15 protein-coding genes are annotated in these 13,518 nt (G+C 40.9%); all 15 read left to right on the top strand.

Annotated elements, in window-relative coordinates; translation table 11 throughout:
- Positions 1-45 precede the first annotated feature (45 nt).
- The 15 genes from thiC (at position 46) to OFN73_RS02275 (ending at position 13,310) form a co-directional block, all read left to right on the top strand.
- Complete coding sequence (thiC, locus tag OFN73_RS02345) at positions 46-1,389, top strand: phosphomethylpyrimidine synthase ThiC (RefSeq protein WP_270862062.1); 1,344 nt, start codon at positions 46-48, stop codon at positions 1,387-1,389.
- Positions 1,386-2,153, top strand: a complete 768-nt coding sequence (locus OFN73_RS02340) for an SDR family NAD(P)-dependent oxidoreductase (protein ID WP_270862061.1) — start codon at positions 1,386-1,388, stop codon at positions 2,151-2,153. The genes thiC and OFN73_RS02340 overlap by 4 nt, the downstream gene beginning before the upstream one ends.
- 68 nt (positions 2,154-2,221) lie before the next feature.
- Positions 2,222-3,289, top strand: a complete 1,068-nt coding sequence (locus OFN73_RS02335) for an Mrp/NBP35 family ATP-binding protein (protein WP_270862060.1) — start codon at positions 2,222-2,224, stop codon at positions 3,287-3,289.
- Positions 3,290-3,429: 140 nt separating this feature from the next.
- Positions 3,430-4,605: a YbfB/YjiJ family MFS transporter gene (locus tag OFN73_RS02330; protein ID WP_270862059.1), complete on the top strand. Its 1,176-nt coding sequence runs from the start codon at positions 3,430-3,432 to the stop codon at positions 4,603-4,605.
- The gene (locus tag OFN73_RS02325; protein WP_270862058.1) at positions 4,581-4,793 is read left to right on the top strand and encodes a tautomerase family protein; all 213 of its coding nucleotides are present in this window, start codon (positions 4,581-4,583) and stop codon (positions 4,791-4,793) included. Before OFN73_RS02330 ends, OFN73_RS02325 begins: the two co-directional genes overlap by 25 nt.
- Positions 4,794-4,821: 28 nt before the next feature.
- Positions 4,822-5,454 (top strand): hypothetical protein, encoded by a 633-nt coding sequence (locus OFN73_RS02320; RefSeq protein ID WP_270862057.1) that lies wholly within the window; start codon positions 4,822-4,824, stop codon positions 5,452-5,454.
- A gap of 221 nt (positions 5,455-5,675) precedes the next feature.
- On the top strand, positions 5,676-6,803 hold the full coding sequence (locus OFN73_RS02315; protein WP_270862056.1) for a cation diffusion facilitator family transporter: 1,128 nt from the start codon (positions 5,676-5,678) through the stop codon (positions 6,801-6,803).
- Between the two features lie 62 nt (positions 6,804-6,865).
- Entirely contained in the window at positions 6,866-8,458 is a 1,593-nt protein-coding gene (locus tag OFN73_RS02310) for an ABC-F family ATP-binding cassette domain-containing protein (protein WP_270862055.1), read from the top strand.
- On the top strand, positions 8,458-8,661 hold the full coding sequence (gene thiS, locus OFN73_RS02305) for a sulfur carrier protein ThiS (RefSeq protein WP_270862054.1): 204 nt from the start codon (positions 8,458-8,460) through the stop codon (positions 8,659-8,661). The genes OFN73_RS02310 and thiS overlap by 1 nt, the downstream gene beginning before the upstream one ends.
- Position 8,662: 1 nt before the next feature.
- A complete protein-coding gene (gene thiF, locus OFN73_RS02300) occupies positions 8,663-9,295 on the top strand; it encodes a sulfur carrier protein ThiS adenylyltransferase ThiF (protein WP_270862053.1) in 633 nt (210 codons plus the stop codon).
- An 8-nt stretch (positions 9,296-9,303) separates the two neighbouring features.
- Positions 9,304-9,456, top strand: coding sequence for a hypothetical protein (locus OFN73_RS02295; protein WP_270862052.1), 153 nt, complete (start codon positions 9,304-9,306; stop codon positions 9,454-9,456).
- 672 nt (positions 9,457-10,128) lie between these two features.
- Complete coding sequence (locus OFN73_RS02290) at positions 10,129-10,890, top strand: thiazole synthase (RefSeq protein ID WP_270862051.1); 762 nt, start codon at positions 10,129-10,131, stop codon at positions 10,888-10,890.
- 1 nt (position 10,891) lies between these two features.
- Positions 10,892-12,037 carry a 2-iminoacetate synthase ThiH gene (thiH, locus tag OFN73_RS02285; protein ID WP_270862050.1) on the top strand — a complete coding sequence of 382 codons (1,146 nt, stop codon included), beginning with the start codon at positions 10,892-10,894 and terminating at the stop codon, positions 12,035-12,037.
- Between the two features lie 33 nt (positions 12,038-12,070).
- Entirely contained in the window at positions 12,071-12,673 is a 603-nt protein-coding gene (locus OFN73_RS02280; RefSeq protein WP_270862231.1) for a thiamine phosphate synthase, read from the top strand.
- Between the two features lie 196 nt (positions 12,674-12,869).
- Positions 12,870-13,310: a hypothetical protein gene (locus OFN73_RS02275; protein ID WP_270862049.1), complete on the top strand. Its 441-nt coding sequence runs from the start codon at positions 12,870-12,872 to the stop codon at positions 13,308-13,310.
- Positions 13,311-13,518: the final 208 nt, after the last annotated feature.

The following is a 13,518-nucleotide window of genomic DNA, read 5'->3' as shown; positions in this document are numbered from 1 at the left end:
TAAAATTCTATCAAATTTCACAAATTTTCGCACGAAAGGTCAAAAATGCAAACCCCAAATTTAAAAGACTGCGCAACCCCAACTCAACTTTTTTACGCTAAAAATGGCGTTATCACCCCACAAATGGAGGCTGTCGCAAAAACGGAGTGTTTGGAAGCCGAATTTATCCGCTCGCAAATCGCACAGGGAAAACTCATAATCCCAGCTAACATAAATCACAAAAACCTAGTTCCTATGGGCATTGGCAGGGCGCTGAAATGCAAAATCAACGCAAATATCGGCTCTTCTAGCCTCAGCAGCGGCATAGATGAAGAGATCGAAAAATTGCGCCTTTCGATAAAATACGGCGCTGACACCGTCATGGATCTAAGCACTGGCGGGGATTTAGACGAAATTCGCCGTGCGATTATCGCAAACTCAACCGTTCCAATTGGCACGGTGCCGATTTATCAAATTATCCATGATATTAAGGATTTAGATAACCTAACGCCGCAAATTATGCTTGATTGTATCGAAAAACAGGCTAAGCAAGGCGTTGATTATTTCACTATTCATGCCGGATTTTTGCTCAAATTTATGCCTTTGGTAGCTAAACGAAAAATGGGAATAGTTAGTCGTGGTGGCTCGCTAATGGCTAGTTGGATGATGAAACACCACAAAGAAAATCCGTTTTACGAAAATTTTGACGCTATTTGCGATATTTGCGCCAAATATGATGTTTCGCTCTCACTGGGCGATAGTCTGCGACCCGGTTGTCTATACGACGCAACCGATGAAGCCCAAATGAGCGAACTTGCCGAGCTTGGCAAACTTGCAATTAGAGCAAACGAAAAAAATGTTCAAGTTATGATTGAAGGCCCCGGTCATGTGCCGTTTAATCAGATTGAATTTAATATGAAAGAAGAGCAAAGGCTTTGTAGCGACGCTCCGTTTTATATACTAGGACCGCTTCCGACAGACATCGGCGCAGGGTATGATCATATCACAAGTGCGATTGGCGGGACGATGGCGGCGTTTCACGGGGCTAGCATGCTTTGCTATGTTACGCCAAAAGAGCATTTGGGTTTGCCAAACGCAAAAGATGTTAGGGACGGCATAATCGCTCATAAAATCGCAGCCCATGCAGCAGATATCGCACTTGGCAAAGCCGGGGCGATCGAGCGAGATCATGCTATGAGCGACGCTAGGTATAAATTTGACTGGAACAAGCAGTTTGAGCTCTCCCTTGATCCTGAGCGTGCGCGCGAATATCACGACGAGAGCTTGCCTGATGAGGGCTTTAAAAATGCGGAGTTTTGCTCGATGTGCGGACCAAAATTTTGTGCGTATAAAATTTCGCGCCAAATCGCAGAGCAAAATTGCGAACACTTCCCAAAAGATGAGCGATGAATAAAACTGCCTTAATCACGGGAGCTAGTAGCGGTTTGGGCTTGGAATTTGCGTGGATTTGTGCCGAAAACGGATATGATTTGGTTATCACGGCGCGAAATACTGACGCGCTAAACGCCCTAAAAAGCGAGCTTGAAGCTAAATTTGGCGTGAGAGTTTTTATCTTTGGGGCGGATTTATCGCAAAATACTAGCGCGGATAAAATTTGCGAATTTGTCCGCGAAAATTCCCTAAAAATCGACATTTTGATAAATAATGCAGGTTTTGGAGATTACGGCGAATTTGCTAAAAGTGATCTAAAAAAACAGCTTGAAATGGTGCAGGTAAATATCGCTAGTTTGCTAAATTTAACGCATTATTTTGCAAATTTAATGATAGGGCAAAATGGCGGAAAAATCCTAAATATCGCCTCTGCTGCCTCGCTCACAGCTGGTCCAAAAATGAGCGTGTATTACGCAAGCAAGGCATTTGTGCGAAATTTCAGCGTAGCCATAGGCGAAGAGCTTTGCGCGCAAAATATCAGCGTTACGGCGTTTTGCCCAGGACCTGTGGCTACAAATTTTGGCGAGCGAGCCGGCGTAAAAAACGCTAAAATTTTTGCGCGAAGTGATGACGCTGGCGCCGTGGCAAGGCGAGGGTTTGAGGCGATGATGAGTGGCAAAATGCTAGTGTATGACGGCAGGTTTATGCTTCTAGCAAACCTTTTGACCCGCATTTTCCCGCTTAAATTTTGCGCCAAAGTTACAGGCTTTTTAAACGGCTAAATTTAAAAAAAATTTCAAACTTTTTAAATATAATGCGCCTTTTATCAAATTTCAAAGAAAGAGGAAAAATGAGTAAAGACGAAATTTTAAACGCGCTTCGAGGCGTGATTTATCCGGGGTTTTCGAAATCTATCGTTGATTTTGGCTTTGTAAAAAGCGTGAGTGAGGGCGAAAATCCTGTGATAGATATCGAAATCCCAAGCCAAAAAAGCGAAATTTCAATGCAGATTAAGGCTGAAATTTTAAATTTAATCCCAACTGCGCAAATTTCGATCAAAACACCAAAACTAGCCCCCGAGCAGAGCAATTCGCGCTCTGGCAAAAATATCGCCCCACAAATCAAACATTTTGTGATGATTAGCTCAGGCAAAGGTGGCGTTGGAAAATCCACAACAACCCTAAATTTAGCGATTTCACTAGCCAAACTTGGTAAAAAAGTAGGCGTGCTAGACGCTGATATTTATGGTCCAAATATGCCACGCATGCTAGGCGAGGAAAACACCCAAGCTAGCGTAATCGGACAGAGATTAAAGCCGATCGAAAGCCACGGAATCGAGATGATGAGTATGGGCGTGCTAATCGAAGCAGGTCAGGGGCTAATGTGGCGTGGGGCAATGATAATGAAAGCGATAGAACAGCTTCTAAAAGATGTCGCGTGGAGTGATTTGGATGTGCTTTTCATAGATATGCCACCTGGAACTGGCGATGCGCAAATCACACTTGCCCAAAGCGTGCCAGTAACAGCCGGCGTGTGCGTAACCACGCCTCAGACCGTAGCCCTAGATGACGGCGCTAGGGGGCTTGATATGTTTGAGAAGCTTCATATCCCAGTGGCTGGAATTATTGAGAATATGAGCGGATTTATCTGCCCTGATAACGGCAAAGAATACGATATTTTCGGCCGTGGCGGTGCGCAAAAGCTAGCTAGTGCTTACAATACCAAAGTCATCGGCGAAATCCCAATCGAAATCGCAATCCGCGAGGGTGGCGATAATGGCAAGCCAATTAGCTTTTATGCGCCCGAATCCGTGAGTGCGAAACGCTACGAGCAGGCTGCGCGCGCGCTGTGGGAAAAAATCGAAGAGGTCGATAGGGAGAATTTGGCTGATAATTCAGCGATTCAACCACAGGCTTAAATTTCAAATTTCACCTACCAAACGGCGAATTTTTGCCGTTTGGTATATAAATTTTATATATCACAAATCGTTATTTTATATTTGACTTTAAATCGTTTTTATTGATACAATCTCGCAAAAATCCAAATTTAAGAAAATATATGAAATTTAACGATATTAAAATTTTACTAGCTGGAATTTGCGCATTTATCGTGGCTATCGGCACGGCGCGATTTGCTTTTACAGCACTTTTACCACCAATGCTAGGTGATTTTTTAAGCGTAGAACGCGCTGGAATTCTAGCCTTTGCAAACTACACTGGATACTTCGTAGGCTCCTTTGCTACGGTCTTTGTGCGCGGGGGAGAGTTTAAAATTTTGCTTTTTAAACTAGCGCTTTTTCTAAGCATTTTTACGACAATTATTTTAGCATTTAGCGAAAATTACTACCTTTGGTTTGGCGCGAGAGTGGCCGCAGGAGTGGGTTCGGCGCTGGTTATGGGCGTGGGTTCGTCATTTGTCTTTGACCTGCTATCTCACAACAAACAGGCTATGGCGTTTTATTTTGGCGCGGCTGGTATTTCTATCGTGCTAACCTCGCTTGTGGGAAATTTAGCTCTTGTGTTTTTTAGCTGGAAAATCGCGTGGGTTTTTTTGATAGTTTTTTCGCTTCCTTTAAGCATTTTCGCGCTAAATACACTCACGCCAAAGCGTGGTAAAAACGCCAAATTTTTGGTCGCAAAAAGCGAAAAATTGCCAAATTTGCTAATTTTGAAAATTTTAATCTTTGCATATTTTTTGGAGGGCATGGGATTTGTGGTGCAGGCTAGCTTTTTGCCTGATATCATAAACCGCGTAAAAGGGCTAGAAAATATGGGCACTTATGCGTGGTATTTGGTGGGCGTTTTCGCGATGTTTGGGCCCTTTGTCTGGGTGAATTTGGGGCGGAGATTTGGCGGGGTAGAGATGATGATAGTCTCGCTTGTGCTACAAATTTTAGGGATTTTAATCCCAGTGTTTAGCCAAAATTTAATCTTAAATTTATTAAGCGGTGCTATATATGGAAACACGATGATGGGGCTAACCGCGTTATTTATGAGCTATGGGGCGAGCCTAGCGCCCAAATCATCGGCACCGATTATGAGTGCGCTAACGGCTGCGTATGCCATAGGAACGATAATCGCGCCGCTATATTGTGCTAAAATCTTTAATATCTATCAAAGCTACGATAGGGCGCTAGTTTTAACCGCGATTTTTGTGGGAATTAGCGCACTTAGTCTAGGTGTGATAAAATTTTTAAAAAAGGAGCAAAAATGCCACTTATCAATGTCAAAATGACTATCGAAGACGGCGGTTTGAGCGTGGAGCAAAAGGGGGATTTAGTTCGCGAGCTAACAGACGCTTTTGTGAAAGTCGTCGGCCGTGGCGAGAAAACCTGCGTCGTCATCATAGATGAGCTTAGCACCGATAACTACGCAATCGGCGGCGAGACGATAACGACTATCAGAGCAAAGCAAAAATTATAACTTTATCCCAAAAATAGGAGCATAAAACATGGAAGAAATCAAACTTGGAACTTTCACGCAAGAAGATTTAAAAGAAGAAGTTGGTAGCGAAGAGATTGTTAATTTGCCACAAAAACCTAAAAAAATCACATTGAAAGATATTGATTTTTCTGACCGTAATAGCCTGCTTGGAACTGGCGAAAAAGTAGCCAAACCTTGTAGTTTTGGAGCAAGAGAAGGGCTTGCTGAAAGAGCAAAAAATGTTTTTGGGCTTTTTTATGCAGTTGCTAATTTAGGAGATGAAAAGAGTCCCGCATTAGTGCATAATCAAGCTTTATCGGAAGCTTTGGGTATTAAAATTATGAATACACCGCTTGATGAATTAGATGAAGAAATTGCAGAAAATTTGATTAATGAAATTCGTTGGCCTTATGAAACAATATCTAAAATTCGCATAAAATTGGCGACAGAAGAATTACACTATATAGAAATAACTAATAACACAAAACTAGATACAAGCAAACACCCGTTATATGCTAAACTGCAAGAAGCGATTGATGAGCTAAATAGAAGGGGTGTGGTGTTTAAAGTAAGTAATGGCGAAATGATTGAACTTGAAAAAAAAGAACGAGAAATTTTAGGGGAAGATTATTTCAAATACAGACATAGCATAAAAATATAAGGTTTGTTAAATGGCACAAGAAAAATTATCGCAAGAAGAAATAAAAAAAACTGCAAGAAGCTTATAAGCTAACAGAAGAAGAGTATCAGAAATAATATTTCCCTCAAACACTGCCCTGCTAAATTTTGTTTTAAATTTAGCAGGGCATTTTTTCTCCTTTATTATCAAATTAAGCTTTATTTTGATAAAATCGCGCCTTTTAAATTACAAAAAGGAAATTTATGCAAATCCCAGAAAAGGTCGTTCCGCGCGATAAAATCATTGTTCGCACAGGGCTAATTGGAATTCTTACAAATGTGATTTTGGCGCTGTTTAAGGGGGCGATTGGGTTTTTCACAAACTCCATTGCTATTGTAATTGACGCCATAAACAATCTAAGCGATGTGCTAAGCTCGGTGATTACGATTGTAGGGCTTAAACTTGCTGGCAAAAAACCAGACAAAGAGCACCCTTATGGGCATGGCAGGATCGAGTATCTCACGGCTCTAAGTATCGGCGTGATTATCCTATATGCGGGGTTTGCGGCGCTTATTAGCTGTGTGCGCAAGATTTTTGCTCCACTCACGCCAGATTACGACGGCGTTTCGCTATTTTTGATCGCAGTTGCGGTCGTAGTAAAAATCGTGCTTGGCTCATACACCCATAAAATGGGTGTTAGGGCGAATTCTGACTCGCTAATCGCAAGTGGAATTGACGCGAAATTTGACGCGCTAGTGTCGTTTTCAACGCTAGTGGCGGCGTTTATTTTTATATTTTTCGGCGTGGCTTTGGAGGCGTATTTGGGTGTGATTATTTCGCTATTGCTTATCAAAACAGCGGCTGAAATTTTAAAAGACACTATCAATAAAATTTTAGGAAGCCCCCTAAATATCGATATTGCAAAGCAAATTTATACCGAAATCAAAAAAATTGACGGAGTGCTTGGCGCGTATGATTTGATGTTTCACGACTACGGACCGGATAAAATGCTAGGAAGCGTGCATATCGAAGTTAGCGAGGATATGAGCGCAGCTAGCATAGATACACTCACGCGAAAAATTCAGAGTGAAATTTTTGCCAAATTTAGCGTGGTTATCGATACTGTGGGCATTTATGCGTTAAATTTAAAAGATGAGAAAACCGCTAAAATTTATAGTGAAATTCAAAAAATAGTTTTTAGCGATGAAAAAATTTTGCAAATGCACGGATTTCACGCAAATTTGATAGAAAAAATCATCAGTTTTGATGTGATTATTGATTTTGACGCGATTAACCGCGAGCAAATCCACCAAAATATCATCAAAGAAGTCAGCGCAAAATTTAGCGATTATGAAATTTTAATCGCCCTTGATAGCGATTATAGTGCCTAAATTTTGGCTAAATTTAGCCTTTTTTTGTATAATCGCAAAATTTTAAATTCCAAGGATAAAAAATGATAGAAATCAAAGATTTAGTAATGCGTTTTGGCAAACAGCTGCTGTTTGAAAATGTAAATTTGACACTTTTAAAGGGCCATAGATACGGCCTAATCGGCGCAAACGGCGCAGGAAAATCGACGCTACTTAAAATTTTAAGTGGCGAGGTCGAGCATAGTAGCGGCGAAATACTCGTCGAAAACGGCCGCAAAATAGGCGTTTTGGGGCAAAACCAATTTGCGTTTGAGGAATTTTTGGTAAAAGACGCGGTTTTGTATGGCAACAAACGCCTTTACGACGCCGTCAAAGAAAAAGAAAAACTCTACGAAAGCCCCGAATTTACCGATGAAATCAACGATCGCTTAGCCGAGCTTGAAATCATCTGCGCCGAAGAAGATCCAAACTACGAATACGAAACAAGAATCGAGAAAATTTTAAGTTCGCTGGGATTTAGCGAAGATGAATTTGGCAAAAAAATGAGCGAAATCGAGGCCAGCGACAAGGTCAAAATCCTCCTAGCCCAGGTGCTGTTTCCTAAGCCCGATATTTTGTTTTTAGACGAGCCGACAAACAACCTTGATATCGACGCGATTGCGTGGTTGGAGTTCGAGCTAAACCGCCACGAGGGCACTATGGTGGTCATCAGCCACGATCGCCACTTCCTAAACCGCGTCTGCACGGACATTTTGGATGTGGATTTCAAAAAAGTGCGTGAGTTTAGCGGGAATTACGATGATTGGTTTATCGCGGCAAATTTGATAAAAAAACAGGCTGAATTCGAGCGAGATAAAAAGGTCAAAGAAAAGGCAGAACTCGAAAAATTTATCGCCCGTTTTAGCGCAAATGCAAGTAAAGCCAAACAAGCCACTTCAAGGCAAAAATTGCTCGATAAAATCGACATTAGCGAGATTGCGACATCTTCTCGCAGGGAGCCAAGCATACTTTTTAAACTAGGGCGCGAGATTGGAAATGAGATTTTAGAACTTAGCGAGATTGATAAGAGTTTCGGCGAGATTAAAATTTTGCAAAATTTCAATTTAAAGCTCTTAAAGGGCGATAAAATCGCCGTTATCGGGCGAAACGGCGTGGGTAAATCGACGCTGTGCAAGATCATCGTGGGTGAAATGGCGCCAGATAAGGGCAAGGTGCATGTGGGTGCGACTATCGAGCAAGGATACTTCGCGCAGGATACGAGCTCGGCGGTGAGTGGCGAAGCGAAGCTGTATGATTATCTCAGAGATGAGAAAAACAAGGATTTAGACGAAATTCGTAAGTGCCTTGGGCGAATGCTTTTTAGTGGCGCTGAGCAAGAAAAAAGCGTGGGTGCGTTAAGCGGCGGCGAAAAGCACCGAGTAATGCTAAGCAAACTAATGCTAACTAAGCCAAATTTTTTGGTGCTTGACGAGCCAAACAACCACCTTGACCTTGAAGCCATTATCGCTCTTGGCGAAGCGCTTTATAACTTCGCTGGGTGCGTGATTTGCGTGAGCCACGACCGCGAACTAATCGACGCTTTTGCGAACCGAATTTTGCACCTTAAAGGAAACGGCGAGATTGTGGATTTTCGCGGGACTTACGAAGAATACAGAGCGAGTTTAGGGGAAGAGTGATGATAAAAGTGCGTGTAAATGGGCGTGAGTGCGAGTTTGACGCCGATATGAGCGTGGAAGAATTTTTGCGCTCGCAAGGGTTTGATTTGCGTTTTATCGCCGTGGAAGCTGACGGAGAGATTTTATCAAAAACGCTTTGGAAAAGTTCGCAAATTTCAGATTTTAAAATTTATGAAATCGTCGAATTTGTCGGTGGTGGGTGAAATGCTGAATTTAAAAAACGAGAGCGAATTTAGAGCTGAAATTTTCGCGCGAAATCCGCGTGGCGTGAGTGAAATTTTATCACGCGCACGAGTTTGCATACTAGGAGCAGGTGGGCTTGGCTCAAATGTCGCTATAATGCTTGCTAGGGCTGGGGTAGGCGAGTTTTTTATCATCGATTTTGACATTGTTGAGCCGTCAAACCTAAATCGCCAACACTACGCCTTAAAGCATTTGGGAGTGGCGAAAATTTATGCCCTAAAAGAGCAAATTTTAGGTATTAACCCTTATGCGAAAGTGCAAATTTGTGGCGAAAAAATCACTAGTGAAAATGTGCGTGAGATTTTGCGGGACGAAAAAATCATCTGCGAGTGCTTCGACGGAGCCGAAAATAAGGCGATGATAGCAAATTTAGCCGGTGAGTGGAGCGATAAAATTTTTATTTGCGCTTCCGGTATGGCAGGAACGGAAAATATAAATTTGATCCAAACTCGCAAATTTGGGGCAAATTTATATATTTGTGGCGACGGCGTGAGCGATATGAGCGCGGGGCTTATCGCACCCCATGTCATAACCTGCGCTGCCCACCAAGCAAACGCCGTAATAATGGCAATTTTGGGGAAATTTAAAGTTTAAGGTAAATTATGGAAGAGAAAATTTTTCGCTCGGTTAGAATGCGAGCTATGCTGAATTTTGGCATACTATACGCCGTCGCTGGAATATCGACATTAATCATAGATATTTTAAAAGTAGATAAAGCAGATGAATTTGCGCTTTTGAGGGTGTTGTCGGGATAATTTTTATCGTAGTCATGATTATTGGATTTTTTATTTTTAGAACAATTCAAAAAAATACAAATTCCAAAGTTTGCACAAATTTTGTAGAATTTTGGGTTATAAATTTGTTCAATCTTGCAATATTTGTGTTTTTAAATTTGATAAATATTGAAGTGAAAATAGTCAATTTTATTTGGACGATATTTACATTTTTGGCTTGTTATAAATACATTTTGGTTTATCTTCAACTCCAAAAGCTAAGCGGCGAAAAATTATTTTATATATGCGCTTTTTTATTTACTTTAAGCGAAATATTTAGTTGCGCCGAATTGTTTGATAATGTATTTACTCTTGGCGCCAGTGCAATGCTCGCAATTTGCCCTATTGTGGAATTTTTCGCTTGGTATCGAACTAAACAGCTTAAATTGGTTTAGTAATTTAATTGAAGAAAACTTTTTTATAGTCATTGCGAGCAAGCTACGCTCGCAATGACAGGGTTTAGAGCGCATGGTAGTTTAGGCTCGTAGATTGCCACGGCGACTGCGTCGCCTCGCAATGACAAATTAGAGGTAAGGGAATTTCCCTGGATTGCTTCGCTACGCTCGCAATGACACAAATTTTGTCAAATATTACAATTAATTCAGATTTTCTTTGTATAATCTCACAAATCACAAAATTTAAAGGAAATTTCAAATGGATAAATTAGTTTTAGGTGGCAAGGAATTTTCGTCTCGCTTCATAATGGGTTCTGGTAAATTCGACCATGAGATGATAGAAGCCTGTGTCCATAATGCTGGGTGTGAGATCGTAACACTCGCACTTCGCAGGGTAAGCGAGAGCAAAGATAGAAATATTTTAAATTTCATACCAAAAAGCGTTACGCTTTTGCCAAATACAAGTGGCGCCAGAAACGCAGAAGAAGCCGTGCGAATCGCAAGACTAGCAAGGGAGCTAGGCTGTGGGGACTTCGTCAAAATCGAGATTATCACAGATAGCAAATTTTTATTCCCCGATAATTACGAAACCATTAAAGCGACCGAAATTCTAGCAAATGACGGATTTATCGTGCTTCCGTATATGCATGCTGATTTAAATGCGGCTAGAAGTCTCAAAAACGCAGGAGCGGCTGCTGTAATGCCGCTTGGTGCGCCAATCGGCTCAAATCGTGGGCTTATGATGAGAGATATGATTGAAATTTTAGTCGGCGAAGTGGATTTGCCGATCATCGTCGATGCCGGTATTGGTCGCCCAAGCCAAGCGTGTGAAGCTATGGAAATGGGCTGTGCGGCTGTCATGGTAAATACCGCAATCGCCACTTCTAGCGATTTAGTCCAAATGGCAAAAGCCTTTGCAAATGCGATAAATGCAGGGCGAGACGCCTATAATGCCAAATTTGGCGCCGTGCGAAATACTGCCGCGGCAAGTTCGCCACTAACAGGCTTTTTAAGGGACTAAAATGGAAAAAATCGACCACATGAAATACCTAGCACACATGCAAGCAATCGATGATGGCTTAATGCAAAAAGTGCTAAATTTAAGGCAAAATTACGACCCAAACGCTTATAATGAAGCCGATGTTTTAAGGGCGATAGAGAAAAAAAATAGAAATTTAGACGATTTTGGCGCACTTTTAAGCGTGGTCGGGGCGAAATTTTTAGAAGAGTTAGCAAGGGCGAGTATGAGTGAAACTAGGGCGAAATTTGGCAATAATATCTCGCTTTTTACGCCGATTTACATTTCAAATTATTGCGATAATAACTGCGTGTATTGCGGATTTAGCAAAAAAAATCAAATTAAAAGAGCCAAGCTTAGCGATGATGAGCTAATAGCCGAATACGAAGCGATAAAAAAGAGCGGACTTGAAGAGCTTTTGGTGCTAACAGGCGAGAGTAGGGTTGATAGCGATGTGAGCTATATCGCCCATGCGTGTGAAATCGCCAAAAAATATTTCAAGGTCGTAGGCGTGGAAATTTATCCGTTAAATTCCGATGAATACGCCATTCTGCATAATTCTGGCGTGGATTTTGTAACCGTTTTCCAAGAGACATACAACACAGAAAAATACGCAAAACTGCATTTAGAAGGCAATAAGCGAATTTTCCCGTATCGCTTCAATGCCCAAGAAAGGGCGATAATGGGCGGTATGCGTGGAGTGGGCTTTGCGGCACTTTTAGGGCTTGACGATTTTCGCAAGGATGCCTTTGCTACGGGCGCGCACGCGTATTTGTTGCAACAAAAATACCCGCACGCCGAAATCGCCTTTTCAGTCCCAAGACTGCGACCGATAATAAATAATAACAAAATCAACCCGCGAGATGTCCATGAAAAGGAGCTTTTGCAGGTGATTACAGCATATAGATTGCTAATTCCTAGTGCGAATATTACGATTTCGACGCGCGAAAGGGCTGGTTTTAGAGATGAAGCGATTAAAATCGCCACGAATAAAATTTCAGCAGGAGTAAGTGTGGGTATCGGCGGACACAGCCAAAAAAAGGGCGATGAGCAGTTTGAGATAGATGACGGACGAAGCGTGGCTGAGGTTTGTGCTGCGATTAGGGGTGCGGGGTTAGCGCCACTGATGAGCGAGTATATTTATCTGTAAATTTGCGAAATTTGGAGCGAAAAAGTGAAAATCATGGCGATTTCAAATTTAGAGCTTTGTGGCGGAAAAGAGGCGTTGAAAGAGAAAATTTCACGCCTTTGCGAAGCCGGGATTAGCGAAATAATCTTGCGTGAGAAAAATTTGAGCGTGAGCGAATACTGCGCGCTTTTTTGCGAAGTTTTGCAAATTTGCAACCATTTTGGCGTTCGCCTTTTTTTGCATAATTTTTTGGATTTAGCCTTTGATTTGGAGCATAAATTTGTTTGGCTTCCTTTGGGCGTGTTGCACAATTTCTGGCAAAATTCCACGCGAAATTTAGCCAAATTTGAAAAAATCGTAGTTTCGGCTCACAGCACAGATGAAGCTAAATTAGCCCTAAATTTGGGCGCAAACGCACTTTGTTTAAGCCATATTTTTCCGACAGATTGCAAAAAGGATTTAGAGCCAAAGGGGCTAGATTTGATTCGCAATGTGCGTGAATTTTGGAGTGGCGAAATTTATGCCCTTGGCGGGATAAATTCGCAAAATTTTCGCTCTCTGCTAGAAGCAGGAGCCGATAATATCGCCATAATGAGCTCTGCCATGACATGCGAAAACGAAAAAGAATTTTTATCAAATTTTCAAGCGGTTAAATAAAGGATTAAAAATAATTAAATTTAATAAAATAAAATTCGATGAGCAAGAATGCCTACCCTACGGTGCTAAATTAAAAACTGTATTCGATAAATTTAAAAGCACAGAATTTTATCAAAGGATGTTTTATCGTCCATTTCATGCAAAAACTACTTTGAGTGGTTTAAGTGCTATGTTGTATTATTTAATTGGAGTAATATTGTTTATTGTGTTATTGACAGCTATTAATGTAAAACCAAAACCCGAAAACGAATTATACAAAACAGAAGGTGTAGTAACTTTTGTAAGCACTACGCCTACAAATAGAAGCAATCCGCACATTGAAATTCAAACGGACAATACAGAAAAAATACTTTTTTCATACTACAAAGGCGATATTGATAAATTTAAAAATTTAAAAGGTCAAAAAGTTACCATTTATTCTAATAAATTTCCAAAAAATATCAATAAACCGGGAGTTGCAAAATTAACTGATGAAAAAGGTAACAATATAACTGGCGATTATGATTATAGCGGTTTTAAATCTATCAACGACCTCATGCTTTCTAAAACACCTTTTATTATTTGTGTGTTTTTGTTGTTTTTGATTTATTTTATGAACGGAAGTAAAAAATACAAAAAAATTGATAATGAAATTTAACCAATTTCATCTAATTTGTCATTGCGAGGAGCTGTTTTAACAGCGATGAAGTAATCGAAGTAATCTATGACTTTAAAATTTAAATTTTACAAATTTGTTGTCATTGCGAGCGAGTGTAACGAGCGAAGCAATCCAGGGAAATTTAAATTCAAAATTCAACCCAAATTTAGCATTGAACGATTTTTTAAATTTTAGGCAAAATTTTGTT

The sequence above is a fragment of the Campylobacter sp. JMF_14 EL1 genome (assembly GCF_027737585.1).
Classification (GTDB): Bacteria; Campylobacterota; Campylobacteria; order Campylobacterales; family Campylobacteraceae; genus Campylobacter_B.
This window is presented reverse-complemented; position numbering and strand designations above follow the sequence as displayed.